Annotated in this window: 15 protein-coding genes; 9 read left to right on the top strand and 6 right to left on the bottom strand. The window is 50.3% G+C overall.

The genetic code is table 11. The features are described from left to right. The first annotated feature begins 69 nt into the window (after positions 1-69). The 6 genes from ABEA58_RS00065 to ABEA58_RS00040 all read left to right on the top strand — a co-directional run bounded on the left by ABEA58_RS00065 (position 70) and on the right by ABEA58_RS00040 (position 7,318). A complete protein-coding gene (locus tag ABEA58_RS00065) occupies positions 70-1,041 on the top strand; it encodes an AAA family ATPase (RefSeq protein ID WP_345547639.1) in 972 nt (323 codons plus the stop codon). A gap of 78 nt (positions 1,042-1,119) precedes the next feature. Beyond that, on the top strand, positions 1,120-2,121 hold the full coding sequence (locus ABEA58_RS00060; protein ID WP_345547638.1) for a DUF58 domain-containing protein: 1,002 nt from the start codon (positions 1,120-1,122) through the stop codon (positions 2,119-2,121). Continuing rightward, the gene (locus ABEA58_RS00055) at positions 2,118-2,690 is read left to right on the top strand and encodes a DUF4381 domain-containing protein (RefSeq protein ID WP_345547636.1); all 573 of its coding nucleotides are present in this window, start codon (positions 2,118-2,120) and stop codon (positions 2,688-2,690) included. Before ABEA58_RS00060 ends, ABEA58_RS00055 begins: the two co-directional genes overlap by 4 nt. Beyond that, the gene (locus tag ABEA58_RS00050; RefSeq protein WP_345547635.1) at positions 2,683-3,735 is read left to right on the top strand and encodes a vWA domain-containing protein; all 1,053 of its coding nucleotides are present in this window, start codon (positions 2,683-2,685) and stop codon (positions 3,733-3,735) included. The genes ABEA58_RS00055 and ABEA58_RS00050 overlap by 8 nt, the downstream gene beginning before the upstream one ends. Then, entirely contained in the window at positions 3,732-5,600 is a 1,869-nt protein-coding gene (locus ABEA58_RS00045) for a VWA domain-containing protein (protein WP_345547633.1), read from the top strand. The genes ABEA58_RS00050 and ABEA58_RS00045 overlap by 4 nt, the downstream gene beginning before the upstream one ends. 14 nt (positions 5,601-5,614) lie before the next feature. After that, positions 5,615-7,318 (top strand): BatD family protein, encoded by a 1,704-nt coding sequence (locus ABEA58_RS00040; protein WP_345547631.1) that lies wholly within the window; start codon positions 5,615-5,617, stop codon positions 7,316-7,318. A 54-nt stretch (positions 7,319-7,372) separates the two neighbouring features. On the opposite strand, the gene ABEA58_RS00035 is transcribed toward ABEA58_RS00040, so the two are convergent. From ABEA58_RS00035 to ABEA58_RS00010, 6 genes are all read right to left on the bottom strand, one after another. Beyond that, on the bottom strand, positions 7,373-8,476 hold the full coding sequence (locus ABEA58_RS00035) for a glycosyltransferase family 4 protein (RefSeq protein WP_345547629.1): 1,104 nt from the start codon (positions 8,474-8,476) through the stop codon (positions 7,373-7,375). Then, positions 8,476-9,594 (bottom strand): glycosyltransferase, encoded by a 1,119-nt coding sequence (locus tag ABEA58_RS00030; RefSeq protein WP_345547627.1) that lies wholly within the window; start codon positions 9,592-9,594, stop codon positions 8,476-8,478. The genes ABEA58_RS00035 and ABEA58_RS00030 overlap by 1 nt, the downstream gene beginning before the upstream one ends. 95 nt (positions 9,595-9,689) lie before the next feature. Beyond that, the gene (locus tag ABEA58_RS00025) at positions 9,690-10,892 is read right to left on the bottom strand and encodes a glycosyltransferase family 4 protein (RefSeq protein ID WP_345547626.1); all 1,203 of its coding nucleotides are present in this window, start codon (positions 10,890-10,892) and stop codon (positions 9,690-9,692) included. A gap of 239 nt (positions 10,893-11,131) precedes the next feature. Continuing rightward, a complete protein-coding gene (locus tag ABEA58_RS00020) occupies positions 11,132-12,082 on the bottom strand; it encodes a class I SAM-dependent methyltransferase (protein WP_345547625.1) in 951 nt (316 codons plus the stop codon). Continuing rightward, positions 12,072-13,205, bottom strand: a complete 1,134-nt coding sequence (locus ABEA58_RS00015) for an ABC transporter ATP-binding protein (RefSeq protein WP_345547623.1) — start codon at positions 13,203-13,205, stop codon at positions 12,072-12,074. Before ABEA58_RS00015 ends, ABEA58_RS00020 begins: the two co-directional genes overlap by 11 nt. A gap of 89 nt (positions 13,206-13,294) precedes the next feature. Further along, positions 13,295-14,080, bottom strand: a complete 786-nt coding sequence (locus ABEA58_RS00010) for an ABC transporter permease (RefSeq protein ID WP_345547621.1) — start codon at positions 14,078-14,080, stop codon at positions 13,295-13,297. An 878-nt stretch (positions 14,081-14,958) separates the two neighbouring features. Between ABEA58_RS00010 and ABEA58_RS14375 the strand changes: the two genes are divergently transcribed. The 3 genes from ABEA58_RS14375 to ABEA58_RS14365 form a co-directional block, all read left to right on the top strand. Then, the gene (locus tag ABEA58_RS14375; RefSeq protein ID WP_425563497.1) at positions 14,959-15,093 is read left to right on the top strand and encodes a transposase; all 135 of its coding nucleotides are present in this window, start codon (positions 14,959-14,961) and stop codon (positions 15,091-15,093) included. Positions 15,094-15,248: 155 nt separating this feature from the next. Further along, positions 15,249-15,548: an IS3 family transposase gene (locus ABEA58_RS14370; RefSeq protein WP_425563496.1), complete on the top strand. Its 300-nt coding sequence runs from the start codon at positions 15,249-15,251 to the stop codon at positions 15,546-15,548. Further along, positions 15,466-15,815 (top strand): DDE-type integrase/transposase/recombinase (locus tag ABEA58_RS14365; protein WP_425563495.1); only part of this gene is annotated, 350 nt, incomplete at its 3' end. The genes ABEA58_RS14370 and ABEA58_RS14365, both read left to right, overlap by 83 nt.

The raw sequence follows: 15,815 nt of genomic DNA, 5'->3' as shown, positions 1-15,815 counted from the left end.
TATATATCAAGATGATAGATACCCAACCGGGTGGACAGAGACAGGATTACTCTCAACAGAAGCGAGACTATGGAAGCACATCAGAATGTCAGGGAGCGCATCACCGCCCTCGGCAATTGGCTGGAGCAACAGATCATTGGCCAGGAGACCCTGGTCAACCGGATATTGATTGCCCTGCTGGCGGACGGACACCTGCTGGTGGAAGGCGCGCCGGGGCTCGCGAAAACCAAGGCCATCAAGACCCTTGGCGATGCTATTGAAGGGGATTTCCATCGCGTCCAATTCACCCCGGATCTGTTGCCGGCAGACATCACCGGAACCGACATCTACCGGCCGGAAAGCGGAGAGTTCCATTTTCAGCCGGGCCCGGTATTCCACAATCTGGTACTCGCCGATGAAATCAATCGCGCGCCGGCCAAGGTGCAGTCAGCGCTGCTGGAAGCCATGGCGGAGCGGCAGATCAGTGTCGGCCGAAAAACCTATCCGCTGCCAGAACTTTTTCTGGTGATGGCAACGCAAAACCCCATCGAACAGGAAGGCACCTATCCGCTGCCTGAGGCCCAGTTGGACCGATTCCTGATGCAGGTGAATCTTGCCTACCCCACTGCCAGCGCGGAAGCGAAGATTCTGCGCCTGGCCAGATCCGAGGCGAGCCTTGGCGAAAATCGCCCCGCCGGCATCGTCAGTCGCGAAGAGATCTTCCAGGCCCGCAGTCAGGTGCTGGCGATGCAGATGGTAGAGGCTGTAGAGACCTATATTGTCCAGCTAATCATTGCCACCCGCGAGCCGGCAAAATACGACAGCGAGCTGGCATCCTGGCTGGATTTCGGCGCCAGCCCCCGCGCCACCATTGCCCTGGACCGCTGCAGCCGCGCCCACGCATGGCTCTCCGGCAGGGACTTTGTCACACCCGATGATGTCATGGAGGTGGCCCCGGATATTCTGCGCCACCGCCTGCTGCTCAGCTTCGAGGCCGAGGCCGCGGGCATCACCGCTGACCAGGTCATCGAGCGGCTACTGCAACAGGTTCCGACTATTTGATGCCGGCCAGCCGCAAATCAGGGCAGGTAATCCCGGCCCGCATTAATACCCACCAAGGTCGTCCAACAGACAAGCGCTATGGCTGAAGTGAACAAGCAGGCAGAGCTGGATTTGCGCGGCGCTTACCCCAGCGTAGAACCTCTGGTGCGCCTGCGCTATGCCGCGCGACAAATGCAGCTGTTCCGCCCCCGCCAGGTCAAGAGTGACCAGGCCGGCAGTCTGTTGACCCGCTACCGCGGACGCGGCATGAATTTTGAGGAGGTACGCGACTACCAGCCCGGCGATGATGTTCGCTCCATCGACTGGCGCGTGACTGCGCGCACTGGATCCACCCACACCAAGCTTTACCAGGAAGAGCGCGAGCGCCCGGTGGTCATCCTGCTGGACCTGCGCGCACCCATGTTTTTTGGCAGCCAGCGCGCGTTCAAGTCCGTTGCCGCCTGTGGCATCGCCGCCGCGCTGGGCTGGGCCGGCCTGCAACACAGCGACCGTATTGGCGCGTTGCTTTTCTCTGACCACGAGCTCGAAACCGTGCGCCCCCGGCGCAGCCATCACTCGGTTCTGGCCATGATCCACGGCATGGTCGCACTCGCGGAGACGCTCGACAGCCCCATTGCCAGTGCCGCGGGCCAGCCGCTGAAGCTACTGCTCGAAGAAGCCAGGCGTGTGACGCGCCCCGGCAGCGCACTGTTTCTGATCAGCGACTGCCACGACCTGGACGAGGACTGCGCGCAGCCGCTGGCACTGCTGACCCGCCACGCGGACCTGCAGGTACTGCGGGTCACCGACCCACTGGAGCAGCAGCTGCCCGAACAGTCCCTGACCATTTCCGATGGACGGCAGCGGACCTTCCTCAACGCCGGCAGCCGGGTGCTGCGGCGCGAGTTCGCCGAGCTCCAGTCGGAAGCGCGGGCCGAAGTGGCGCAGATCTGTCGCCGCCACCGTATCCCCCTTATCGACTTCGACAATACGCAACCGCTGGTACCGGCCCTGCTGGCCGTGTATGGAGGACGCCAGACCAGCAGCCGCCCTCAACACTTCCGGCCGGCGCCACTGGCAGGGGGAGGGCTGCAGGCATGACTACGGCGCAGACTCCACAGCAGCCTCCACAGATCTCACCGGTAGAGCAGGCGCTGCTCCAGCAGCTGCGCGACATCCACACCCCGGACCCCATCAGCTGGTGGCCGCCGGCACCCGGCTGGTGGCTACTGGCCGCGCTCTTACTGGCAGCCCTATATTTCCTTTTCCGCTGGCTCAAACAGCGGAAGCTGCGCTGGAGCCGCAACCGCTACCGCAAGGAAGCAGAGCGACTGCTGCAGGCCGTCGATACCCGGCAGGCGAATGCGGCCCAAGCTATCAACGAAATTCTCAAGCGCGTGGCTGTCACCAGCTTCGGGCGCGCCAGTTGTGGCAACCTGACCGGCGAAGCGTGGGTGGAGTTTCTGAGCGCGACAGCAGACGTGCCCTGCCCTCCCCAGGCAAAAACCGTTCTGCTCGAGCGGCTCTATCGCACCGACCAATGGGATGAACAGGGCAACCGGTCTCTGCGGGACTATGCTATTCAATGGAGCCGGCAGCACAGGCGTGCGCAGGAACAAGCTGCAGGCGTCAGAGGGCAGGCCCAAATGAAGGGGAGCGGGCATGTTTGAGTTTGCCTGGCCCTGGGTCTATGTACTGCTGCCGCTGCCTCTCCTGGCGAGAATGCTGCTGCCCCGCACCAAACCGCTAGCCAGCGCTTTGAAGGTACCCTTTTATGGCAGCCTCGCTCAACGCGGCGGCGGCAGCCCGCACAACCCTCTCAACCTGCTGTTACTGACGCTGCTCTGGCTACTGCTGCTGACCGCAGCCGCCCGCCCCCAGTGGTATGGAGAACCGATCAGCCAGACCAGCAGCGCCCGCGACCTGTTATTGGCCGTCGACATCTCCGGCAGTATGGAGACGCCTGACATGCTTTTGAATGGCCGACCGGCCATGCGTATCGATGCGGTGAAAAACGTGGTCGGGGACTTTGTCGAGCGGCGCCAGGGGGACCGACTGGGGCTGGCCCTGTTCGGCACCCGCGCTTATCTGCAGGCGCCACTGACCTACGACCGGGAAACCGTTGGCACCCTGCTGCGCGAGGCGCAAATCGGCTTTGCCGGCCAGGGGACCGCCATTGGCGATGCCATCGGCCTGTCGGTGAAACGACTGATGAAACGCCCCGCGGAGCAGCGCGTGTTGATCCTGCTTACCGATGGCGCCAACACCGCCGGTGAAGTCGCGCCACTGAAGGCCGCAGAACTGGCCCAGCAAGCTGGGGTAAAGGTTTACACGGTCGGGATAGGCGCAGAAGAAATGGTGGAACCGGGCCTGCTCGGCAGCCGCTTTGGCTCCCGCCGCATCAACCCCTCCAGAGATCTGGACAGCGATACCCTGCAGGCCATCGCCGACAAAACCGGCGGCCGCTTCTTCCGCGCCCATAATCCAGAGGAACTGGCACAGATCTATGAGGAACTGGATCGTCTGGAACCGGTGGAACAGGAGGCCGCCAGCTATCGGCCGTTGAAATCCCTGTTTATCTGGCCCCTTGGTATGGCTCTGCTGCTGGCCCTGTTGTGGGCCGCAACCCCACTGCTGGTGAATCTGCGCTTGCGCCAAGCCGATGAGGCCGAGCGGTCAACCGGTAAAAAAATCGTAACGGGGGACAAGGCTTGAGCGAACTCTCCCAGTTTCACTTCCTCCGGCCAATTGCACTCTGGCTGCTGATCCCTGCGGCGCTGGTCTGCATCGCCCTTGCCCGCACCGTCATCAACAGTGGCCAGCTACAGCGGGTGATTGACCCCGATCTGCTACCACACCTGCTGGTCCGGGGTGGCGAGCGGCGGCCGTGGCTATTCGGGCTGATCTTTGCCCTGTTGGCCTTGATGATTATCGCCCTCGCCGGCCCCACCTGGCGCAAGCTGCCCACCCCGGTGTTCAGCAGCCAGGATGCCGTGGTGATTCTGCTGGATCTGTCCCCGTCGATGATGGCCACAGATCTGACACCCAATCGCCTCACCCGCGCCCGCCTCAAGATTCTCGACATTTTGCGCCAGCGCGAAGACGGCCTCACCGCACTGGTCGCCTATGCCGGTGAAGCCCATGTCGTGACCCCATTGACAGAGGACACCGCCACAATCGCCAACCTGGTGCCCGCGCTCTCCCCCACCATCGTACCGGTGCCGGGCAGCAATATAGAAATGGCGGTGGAGGCCGGTATCCGACTGTTGCAGGACGGCGCCAATGGCCGCGGCCGGCTATTGCTCGTCACCGATGGCATCGCCGACGAGGCCATCCCAGCGGTCTCCGCCATGACTGCCGGCACTGACGTAAGCCTGTCAATTCTGGCCGTCGGCAGCGGCGAGGGCAGCCCCATTCCTCGCGGCAATGGCGGCGGCTTCGTCACTGACAGCAACGGCGCCATCGTTATTGCCGACTACGATGCCGGCAAGTTGCAAAAACTGGCCACTGACAGCGGGGGAAGCTTCGCCCCTATCGCCGTGGACGATGGGGACATCGCCAGGCTATTGCCCGGCAAGGAAGCGCCAGACCAGGCCCGTCTGACTGAGCGTGAATTCGACCAATGGCGGGAAGAAGGCCCCTGGCTTCTGCTACTCCTGCTGCCACTGGCCGCACTGCTGTTCCGTCGCGGCGCCCTCGCCTGCGCCCTGCCCCTGGCTTTCGCATTCGCTTTACCGAAGCCCGCCAGTGCGCTGGAACTTCAGGATCTGTGGCTTCGCGACGATCAGCAGGCCAAACGCCTGCTGGAAATGGGTAAAGCCGGTGAGGCCGCAGAAAAGTTTCAGAATCCGCAATGGAAAGGCACCGCCCAATACCGCGCCGGAGATTTTCCCGCAGCACAGAAAGCGTTCGCACAGGGGGAAAGCGCCGATAGCCTGTACAACCTCGGCAACACATTAACCAGACAACGCCGCTACGATGAAGCGATCGAAGCCTACGACGCCGCCCTGGCAAAGCAACCGCAACTCACCGATGCCCAGCACAACAGAGAAATTGCCGAACAGCTGCGCGACCTGCAAAAACAACAACAGTCTCAATCGGGGCAGGATCAGCAGCAACAAGACGAACAACAAAACGAGCAGCAGAACGAACAGCAGGGCCCACAGCAAAATCAGCAGCAGTCCCAGAGTGGCCAACCACAGGACCAGTCGGGACAGCAGCAACAGGGGCAGCAACAAGGGCAGCAACAACAGGATCAGCAGGGCGAGCCGGAAGATTCCACAGGACAGCAGGCAGAGTCTGGCGATCAGCAAGAGAATGATGGCGAGCATGAGCCTCAACCTGGCAAGCCCGATCATGGCGAAAAACAGGAGCAGAGCGGGCAACAGCAAGCTGGCGCCGCAGAGAGCGAACTGGACCCGGAAACCCAACAGGCACTAGACCAGTGGCTGCGGGAGATTCCCGACGATCCCGCCGGCCTGATGCGGGAAAAATTCAAGTACGAAAGTATGCAGCGCCGCCGTGACTACCGGACCGGCGAGTGGGAGCCGCCGGAAAATGGAGCCACCCAAAGATGGTAGTGAGTAAGGGCCCGATGACTCGACAACTGACCAATAACTTTTACACCTGCAGACCGTCGGCTGCGGTTCTCATGCTGTGCATGCTTGCATTACTTGGCTTACTTGCTCTGCCCGCAAGCGCCCGCGCTTCAGACCTGCTCAGTGCAACTGTCGACCGCAACGAAATCGGCATCGATGAAACCATCAACCTGCGCCTGCGCTACTCCGGCACCGAGCGCGGCGGCCAACCGGACTTCGAGTTACTGGAACAGGACTTCGACATTCTCTCCCGCCAGCAATCTAACCAGTACCGGGTTATCAACGGCCGTGCCGAGAGCTTTATCGAGTGGATACTGGTACTGGCGCCGAAAAGGGAAGGCAAACTGTTTATCCCCTCGCTACACCACCACGGCGAAGTCTCTGACGCGATTCCCATCGCTGTATCAGAGCCTGGCAGCCGGCCTGATGCCGTCAATCGCCAGGCATTTTTAGAAGTTGAGCTGGATAAAAAAGAGATCTTTGTACAGGAGCAGCTGCTGGTAAAAGTGCGCCTGTACACCACTATTGGCCTGCACGACATCGCTACAGAAGCACTGCAGGTGCCCGGTGCGCACGTGGAAAAGGTGGATGAGCAGCGCTACGAGCGCCGTATCAACGGGGTCAGCCACGCCGTATATGAACTGACCTACGCCATTTTTCCGGAAAGCTCCGGCGAACTGACAATCCCGGCTCTCACTTATGTGGCCGTGGCCGGCAGACGCGACCCCTTCTCCCTGTTCAATCGCAATACCCAGCGCCTGCGACTGCGCTCGCAGCCGCAAACTATTCAGGTCGCCCCCAAGCCCGACACCTACACTGGCAGCCACTGGCTCCCCGCCGCCAGCCTCGGCATCGTACAGAGCTGGAGCCAAGACCCAGACACCTTCACTGTCGGCGAACCCATTACCCGAATCCTGACGCTGCGCGCCGAGGGCCTGCGCGCAGCACAACTTCCTCCCCTGCCGAAAATCAGCGTCGATGGACTGAAAACCTATCCGGACCAACCACAACAGGACGACCAAACAAGTTCCAACGGCATCACCGGAAGCCGCATCGAAACCACCGCCATCGTCGCCACCAAACCCGGCGACTACCAGCTCCCACCGATTACCATCACCTGGTGGGACACCAAGACGGGAAGGCAGCGGGCCACACAGTTGCCGGCGTTTCGGTTTACCGTGCAGGGAAATGCCGCGCCCACCAACACAGCACCGCCTGCGGGCACTGAAGATTTGTCGCCACAACAAAATGCATCAGCGCCTGAGAGCAACTTCTGGCGGAGTCTTGCAATAATTGCCATTGCGTCGCACTTACTGTGGGTAGTTTATTTTCTGCGCCAGAAAAAGAATCGTGACAGTACAAGTAACCGGAAAGTGCACAGAAAAGGTACGGGCCTGGAAGCGATCAAACTCCAAAATGCAGCTAGCCGAGGGAATCCACTGGAGATTCAGGCAGCATTACACCAATGGGTTCAGGCACAGTGGCCAGAAAATTCCGGGAAGTCCCTCGCACATGCAAGTCAGGCGCTTGAGCTAGAGGAACTCAGCAGGCTTCAGGGATTGCTCGGGCAAGCATTATATGCAAAACCTCCGCGCCCTTTAAATAAACAACAAGTAGAGATTCTTGTTAAAAAGCTTATCGACAAACCTACACGCAACACAAAGCCCCCACAGGAAGGCTTGCCCAATTTATTCTATTAAACCTAAACTGTGACCGCTATTAAAATAGCTAATTTTCCAGAGCACTCGTGTCAGTTAATAACTCACCGCACAATTCTCTAAGAGAGTCTCGAAAAGCTGCAAAGAACTATTGGCTGCCACATCCCAGGAAAAACTTTGTGAACGTTTTAGAGCCAATTGCTGCAATATTTTAACATTCTTCAAATCAAGCGTAAGAAGTTCAAGCCCCCCACAAATCTCCCTGGCATCCTCTGGCGTAACCAGTACACCCGCATCTCCAGCAACCTCCGCTGTGGCGCCGCGATTAGAAGTGAGGACGGGCGTTCCTTGGCTTAATGCTTCAACAATCGGCAAGCCGAAACCCTCATAAAGTGAAGGCATTAAAAGTGCTCGAGCATCTTTATAAAGCTCTGCCATATTTTCGTCATCGATATAACCTAATATTTCCACCCGCCCACTGAGGCCAAGCTCATCAATCTTCTTATTGAGCTCAGGCATACCCCAACCCTTTCCGCCACATATTTTGAGGGGAAGCGGGTACTCAACGTCACTTGAATACAGCTTATATGCTTCGAGAAGCGTAATAAGATTTTTCCTCGGCTCAATGGTTCCTACAAATAAAAAGTAATCCCCCAATGTCGGACAGCCTTCGATTAAATCTATAAATGGCGCCTCATAAATCGTTACAATTTTCTCATCAAACTCTGGAAAAAAATTACTAATATCGAGAGCAGTACTTTTTGAAACAGAAATAATTTTTCGTGCTTTCTTCAGCGATCCAGGCATACAAAGCTTTTCAAGATACCGCCCACCAACCGACATGGTATTTGGATAATTCAACCATACAAGATCATGTATGGTAACGACTTGGGCGATATGATCAGGCATAAGTAGCGGAAGATGGTGACGCGGCGACCAAAATAAATCAATTTTGTCTTTACGTGACCAAACGGGGAAGAAAAATTGCGAAATTAAAGAGCTAGAACCAGATAAATCAACATCTGCGCTGCGGATCGTAACATTTGAAAAACGACTAAAATCGACAAGTAGCTTTTTATGCGTGTAAAGAAACCAGTCATGCTGTGAATTAAACAGTCGTTCTAACAATGCTTTCGTGTAACGGCCAATTCCTGTCGTCGGCGATGCTAGTGGGCGAGCATCAACAGCAATCCTAGCCATCAGGTAGCTGCTCGCTCACTCAAAACCCGCTGATATAAATCAAGATAAGATTTGGCCATTATCTTAGATGTAAAGAATTCTTCAAAACGTAAACGACCAGCCTTTCCCATCTCAATTGCGACATTAGCATTTTCCCACAAATATGACATCGCCTTACGGAGCTCAGCGATGTCTGCGGGCTTTACCACCAACCCCGTTTCGCCGTTTTTATTAACATAACTAGTACCTGTACCGATCTCACAAGAAATAAGCGGTTTAGAACACATCAACCCCTCGATCAAAGTCACACCAAATGCCTCTGAGCGTAAATGTGATGGAAACACCACCGATCGACATAGATTAAGAAGTGCCATCTTCTCAGAATCACTAATATAACCTGCAAAGATAACATTGCTCGCACCGAGGTCACGAGAAAGTTTCTTTAAACGTAGCAAGTCTGGACCTTTTCCAGCAATAACAAGTCGATAGGGCTGTCCGACAGCAGCTCTAATAAGAAAATCAAGGCCTTTGTAGTAACGTAAAACGCCAACAAATAACATAAAATCTTTCCCAAAACGAGATTCTACAGCGGCTAAAGTTTTCTTTGAGATGATCGGGTAATTGCATTCGCTTATTCCTAATGGAATCACCTCAACCTTGTGCCGAAATTTTTGCAGCACATTACTACTCTCAAGATAGTTTTGTGAAGTAGCGACTATGCGATCTGCTCGGGCAAGAAATAGGTGCATCAACGGCCTATACATGCAACCCAAAAAACGCTGACGAACTATATCGGAGTGATACGTGACAACCAAAGGCCTACCGCTTCCAGCCATGAGGTAAGATAAATCACCAAATGGCCAAGGAAAGTGGAAATGTATTATTTCAGCAGCATCCCTTTTCAATGCCCTAAGAAAGTCTCCGCCAATACAGCATGAAGCAAGAGAAAACCAACGCCTAGTTGCCTCTACCAGAATAGAGCCATCCAACAAAGAGTAACGCCCAGGGATATTAGAAAGCGTTAGCACTCTTGAAGAAGGTACATTTGCGCTAATTTCAAGAATTGAGTGCTCCAAGCCTCCTTGAGACTCAGGATAAAAAGTACGGTAACAATGCAGAACCTCAAAGTTATCTGTCACACTAACAACCCAATCACTTAGCTAAAATCAGATTATTTCATTATTGGAAAACTATTGCGCCGAACCTATTCATTTAGGAAAAATTCACATTATATTTATCCCTCCATAGCACTTCTGTAAACCAACGCGGTCTCTTTACAACAGCGCTCCCAACTATATTTTCTGGCTCTTTCAAAAGAGGCCCTTGACATACGCGCTATCAACTCGTCGTCAACACAAAGAAGACTTAAGGATGCAGTTAATTCACTAACAGAATCTCCACTAAACTCCATGGCATCCCCGCCACAAACTTCAGATACAGCCGTCGACCTAGCACAAACAACTGGAAGACCATAAGCCATCGCTTCGATGGCAGGCAAACCGAAACCCTCGTATAAAGATGGAAATACGAATGTCCTTGCCGATTTATATAGTGACTCTAGGACACACTGGTCAACGTAACCTAAATATCGAACCCCTCTAGACATAGCAGAATTTATCTTCTCGATTAATTCTGTTGACTTCCAACCATTCCCACCCACTAAAACCAGAGGAAACTCTTCCCTGAATTCACTAGGAAGGTTAAGATATGCATCAACTAATAAGGAAAGATTTTTCCTGGGCTCTATAGTGCTAACACACAAGAAAAATTTATTTCTATTTAAAGATAGTTTTCTTAAACACCTTGAATCTTTACTCGTGAAATCAAGCTGCCGTGGCTTACTTACACCATTTGGCACAACCGAGATTTTGCTTTCCGCCCAAGGGTAATACTCTAATAACTCATTCCTAGTAAACTCCGATATTACGATAATGGCGTCAGCTGCCTCTAGGGCCTTCGGAACCTCAGAAGACATAAATTTAACCCTATCCTTAGGGTGATATTCAGGAAATCTAAATACTGATAAATCATGAATTGTTACTACTTTTTTCCCTCCGTGATCTGGCAAAGAAAAGTTTGGACCATGAAATACATAGTCGGCATAATCACCAAGCTTTGCTGACCCACCAGAAAATAATATAAATTCAAGACGACGCTTAACTGGGTTCTTTAAAAACCTAGGAACTAACTTTATAAATTTACTTGCGATACGGCTAAACATTATCTTCCGAATCATATTAGCTATATAGTTAAATTCGCCTTCGTGCTGAGGAAAGACAACCGGACCATCTTGAAATGAAAAACCATTCCAATATTTCACAGAACCGCTAACCTCTTTCGGCATTCTTATAGCCAATTCATAGGTATACCGACCAATACCCGTAAGATTTCCATGAACCGACTCTACATCCAATATTAATTTCATCGGGGAAGCCACCAGGATTTCTTTAAATTTAACTTTCTATAACAATAGATATTTTTCAACAAGAATGATAATGAATATGGCTCGACCATTCAGCCTCACAGGTCACTCCACACATTAAAAACTGAAGACTGAAAATAAATAACAAACCATTCACACCGCAAAACCTAAACACCACATAATTCCGGCACATAAGCAATTAATTATAAATAAAATTTCTATATTTATAATTGAATAAAACCATATTAACGCCATCATCTGAGCTTTAACAATCTCATACAGACCTTAAGCCTTCCCAAAAGGAAATATCCGCAACGAGACAGATATGAGGAAAACAAGCTATTTCTCTTGCCCTCCATAGCCAACTTCATTTCGTTAAGCATTCCCTCTAACTCATTGACTTTACTAGTATATCGGGAAATAGCCTCTCTACATTTATCTTCTAAAACAGAAATTTTATCAACCATATGCGCATCATATCTTTCTGCAATCCCAATTAAGCTAACACCATACTCTTTATCAAATGGCTCGTTAAATAATTCAAGCAAACTTTCCACTGCAACTTTTTGAGATATAACCGCGTAATCTGGACTAACCCCCCCTATAACATCTATTAATTTTAATTCAGGGAATGAAATATTATCCTGCTCGTTAAATCTGGCGACCTTAACCCGATTAAATCCACAATATCTCGATACAAACTCCAATAGCTTAGAAGGAATTGGCTTTTTATGTGTTGGGTCTAAATAAAATTCTGAAGCCCCAACAACAATGTTCTCTGGGTTCGGGGTCTCTAAAATTAATAGCCCAGCTGGTTTTAATATTCTTAACGATTCCCTAACCAATCTATCTAAATTTTCAAAAGAAATATGTTCCACAAGATGGAAAGCCGAAATGATAGAGACACTTTCATCAGAAAGCCCTTTCAAATATTCAATAGCATCTGCTGTTTCAACTTTAAGCCCCCTCTCTCTGCATGCAGAGAGCATTTTATCATCAATGTCAACGCCAACAGCTGAAATATGATTTTCCCTCATCAATTCCAGCCACTCCCCACGACCACAACCTAGATCAATCGCGATAATATGAGGGTAAATTTCTTTGAGGGGATTAATAAATGGGATATATTGCTTTAGTCTTACCTTTATGAGATCTCGAGCGCCTCTAAACTCATCCTCAAATGCCCGATAAAATTCAATATCCATTCTGTGCAACCACCATTTCAGCTTTCAACCAGTTACAACCTGAAAACTGATGCTCATTACTGTTTACTACACTAAAAACTAAAGCAAGATCACGCCACTCATAGTTGGCATTCAAATGTGTTTCTCTATTATGTAGAGCGGTTACAACAGAGTAACTTCCAGCTCCGAAGTTAGCATTAAATAGAATTTTAAATTCATATTCATCTCCAGCTCTAGCATTAGTTATTATTTGATTGGTGTGCCAACTATTTGTCCCATACATTACTTGACCAAGCCTATCTTTAATTCCATACCCTAGTACTAATTCATCTATTTGCTTATGAATTTTAATTTTAATTCGCAATTCTACTTTTTCACCAACAGCGACGGTTTCGGTTACAGCGCCACTATCACCCAACAGAACTATTTCTGTCACCTGCGCTTCACCTGTTCCTGATTTTGTCTGCACTTTTCCACTCGGAAGCCTTTTAATCATTAAAGTAGAATTCTCTTTTTCAGCGATAATTGCATTATAAAAGTCAAACACTTCCTCTGGCTCGCCGTCTTTAATCATACAGCCACGATCTAGTAAAATTGCACGATCACAGATACTTTGAATAGTACTACGATCATGTGAAACAATGATCAATGTAGTGCCTTTCTCACGAAACTCACGAATTCTGTTAAAGCTCTTATGCTGAAAATACGTATCCCCAACCGATAGAGCTTCATCCACGATTAAGATATCCGGCCTATAGGCCGTCGCAATTGCGAAGGCTACTCTTGCCTGCATACCACTCGAATAGGTTCTTACAGGCTGATCAAAGTGTTTACCAATTTCAGCAAAGCTCTCAATTTCTGATAAAGCCGCATTAATTTCAGATCTACTAAACCCCATTAAACCAGCTGTATGAATTACATTTTCCCTACCCGTCAGATCAGAATTAAATCCCATGCCGAGCTCCAATATTGCAGCGACACGACCGTTAACTTGAATAGACCCCTCGGTTGCTGTTAATGTCCCTGCAATGAGTTTCAGCAATGTGCTTTTACCTGCCCCGTTTTGCCCCAAAAATCCAACTGCCTCTCCAGGGAAGACATCAAAGCCCACATTTTTTAATACCCAATCTTCAGATTTCGGCATTAATGGAATTCCTATCCAACGGGCGAACCGAACAAATTCGGAACTGTAGCTTCGATAGGCTTTCCCGAGATTTCTCACTGATAGTACTGTCATAGAACATCAACCATTTCGGAACTAGCACGTCGAAATATATAAAAGCTAAATATAACAAGAGTGATCGACAGCATTAACACTGGGAGAAGACTCTCAATATCGACTGACTTACCATGCACAATCACATCCTGATATGCACCAACTAAAGGAGCAACAGGATTCATGGCCATTACATCATGATACTTTTTAGGGATAATATTGACGGGGTATACAATAGGAGTAAGCCAAAACCAGATTTGCAATAGCACAGGAATAACTTGCGCTACATCTCTTACAAACACATTGATTACTGCGCACAACATTCCAATTCCTAATGAAAACGTAACAACCAGCAATGTTAGCGGTAAAATCCAAAAAACATTTAAGCCAATATCAAAATTCAAAACCACTAATGCAAACAGTATGGAAAAAAATAATAAAATATTATTTATAAGGCATGATCCAACAACAACAATCGGAAGGGTTATTCTTGGAAAGGATACCTTTTTCATCAAGTTACCCTGGTCAACGAATAAGTTCAGGAAGCGCCCTACAATTTCACTGAAAAGCGTCCATGAAAGCAAACCGGCCATGAGATATACAGCATAGGCATAGCGATTCGAAATACCTGGAAGCTTTGCTGACAATACATTTGATAAAACTAGAGCATAAATTGCGACTTGCGAGAGAGGATTTAGTATCATCCACAAACCGCCGAGCTTGCTTCGTACAAATTTCGCTCGAAACTCATTTTTAATCATGCTCAATATAAAGCCGCGGTAGCGCCACAACCCATCAAACATACTTATTTCTCTAATAATATTATTTTATTTATCTGCCAGATATAGCTTATTATCTACAAAAAGTCATCAATTCAACAAAATTATCCAGCCATGTAAATCACATAAAAATATAACACTTAAACGTCAAACATTACTCAATTCAGAATTAACCCGGACGACGCGCTTATTAAATAAGCTTTCGCCAAATTCAACATGTTAGATAGCGCAATATAGGTAATATTTCTACGCTAACATCTCAGCAATTACCATTTATACCGGCAACCGGCCATTTCCACTAGCGTCAAAACTCTTAGGTAAGCCCCCGGCAGAGTCATAAGGTGATACTTTTCTCATAAATAAACAAATAGGTTTGTCGCCATATTTTCTTTTAGTTGAAAAAATGGCACATAAATACTTAATCTCACTTGGCATCGTAAACTTGTCGCCCACATCTTTCTCAGATTTGATCTGAATTACCAGCGATCATTATCTTTAGTCTAAGAGTCTAGCTTATTATTCTTCATTTGCCAGATTAATGGCTATGATTAGAGTATGCAGATAACTTGGAGACAATAAAAAGTCTCGAAAGGCTTTTAGGAGATTTTTATTAAATGTCATAAAATTCCTGATCGATATTCTCAGAAAATTTGAATGACAGAAACGAAATCTTTGTAAAAGAAGCCCATGGAGTAAATCGATCAGATTAATTTTTGATATAAAATAGAGCACCAGTTACTTAAGAAGTATCAAGGTAAAAAACTTACATCAACTCTTAACTCTATCTGGTCGCTTGCGTTCTACCCTGTCACTGCGGACACTTCTAAAAAGAGGCACACTATGCCAAAGGAGTGTTTATGAGTAAGCGTAGAAAGTACAGTCCCGAGTTCAAGCAATAGGCCGTGGAACAGACTCGCCACCCAGGCGTGAGCTGCCGGCAGGTGGCACTGGAACTCGGCATCAACCCCAATCTGCTCTCCCGCTGGCGCCGAGAGGCCGATGATATCGCTGCACCCGCTTTCCGGGACTCAAGCTGACCTCGAGACGTGGAAGTAGCCCGGCTCAAGCGCCAGCTAGCCCGCGTAAAGAAGGAACGTGATTTTTTGCGCGAAGCGGCAACGTTCTTCGCAAAGGGGTCGCCCTGAGGTATCAGGCAATCCAACGTTGTCGCGGCGAGTTTCTCGTTCGCCTCATGTGCCGCTGTCTGAAGGTGTCGCCCAGCGGTTATTACGCTTGGGAGTCCCGGTCACCATCAGCACGGGCTCAGGATAATGCCCGTCTTCTTGAGCGTATGAGACAGATGCACGCTGATAGCGGTGGAGTGCTTGGAGCACCACGGATGCAGGAAGATCTCGCTGATGAAAGCGAGACAGCGAGCTTGAACCGCGTGGCCCGTCTTATGGCGGCAGATGGTCTGCAAGGCTGGCCACGGCGTCGATCTAGAGGACGCAAGCGATCATCAACAAGGCCTGACGGTATCAGGAATCACTGAAAGCGTGACTTCTTGGCACATGAGCCTGAGACCAAGTGGGTCACCGACATCACAGAAATCAAAACCCAAGAGGGCAAGCTGTACCTGTGTGGTATTGGATCTGTACAACCATATTGTTGTCGGCTGGTCGATGCATCATCGCCAGGATAGGAAGATGGTATTGCGTGCGGTGGAGATGGCGATTTGGCAACGCGAGGGCGACGACAATGTCATTTTGCACTCAGATAGGGGGAGCCAGTTCACCAGCGGCGACTATCAAAGCTACCT

The sequence above is a fragment of the Microbulbifer aestuariivivens genome (genome assembly GCF_039545115.1).
Classification (GTDB): domain Bacteria; phylum Pseudomonadota; class Gammaproteobacteria; order Pseudomonadales; family Cellvibrionaceae; genus Microbulbifer; species Microbulbifer aestuariivivens.
Note: the sequence above shows the minus strand (reverse complement) of the source record. Positions and strands in the feature narration are given on the sequence as shown.

What these genes read in the sequence shown, in the direction of transcription:
- ABEA58_RS14370 (WP_425563496.1), top strand. Translation starts at nt 15,249, where the DNA reads ATGTGCCGCTGTCTGAAGGTGTCGCCCAGCGGTTATTACGCTTGGGAG.
- ABEA58_RS00040 (WP_345547631.1), top strand. Translation starts at nt 5,615, where the DNA reads ATGACTCGACAACTGACCAATAACTTTTACACCTGCAGACCGTCGGCT.
- ABEA58_RS00010 (WP_345547621.1), bottom strand. Translation starts at nt 14,080, where the DNA reads ATGTTTGATGGGTTGTGGCGCTACCGCGGCTTTATATTGAGCATGATT.
- ABEA58_RS00015 (WP_345547623.1), bottom strand. Translation starts at nt 13,205, where the DNA reads ATGCCGAAATCTGAAGATTGGGTATTAAAAAATGTGGGCTTTGATGTC.
- ABEA58_RS00065 (WP_345547639.1), top strand. Translation starts at nt 70, where the DNA reads ATGGAAGCACATCAGAATGTCAGGGAGCGCATCACCGCCCTCGGCAAT.
- ABEA58_RS00020 (WP_345547625.1), bottom strand. Translation starts at nt 12,082, where the DNA reads ATGGATATTGAATTTTATCGGGCATTTGAGGATGAGTTTAGAGGCGCT.
- ABEA58_RS00035 (WP_345547629.1), bottom strand. Translation starts at nt 8,476, where the DNA reads ATGGCTAGGATTGCTGTTGATGCTCGCCCACTAGCATCGCCGACGACA.
- ABEA58_RS00050 (WP_345547635.1), top strand. Translation starts at nt 2,683, where the DNA reads ATGTTTGAGTTTGCCTGGCCCTGGGTCTATGTACTGCTGCCGCTGCCT.
- ABEA58_RS00055 (WP_345547636.1), top strand. Translation starts at nt 2,118, where the DNA reads ATGACTACGGCGCAGACTCCACAGCAGCCTCCACAGATCTCACCGGTA.
- ABEA58_RS00060 (WP_345547638.1), top strand. Translation starts at nt 1,120, where the DNA reads ATGGCTGAAGTGAACAAGCAGGCAGAGCTGGATTTGCGCGGCGCTTAC.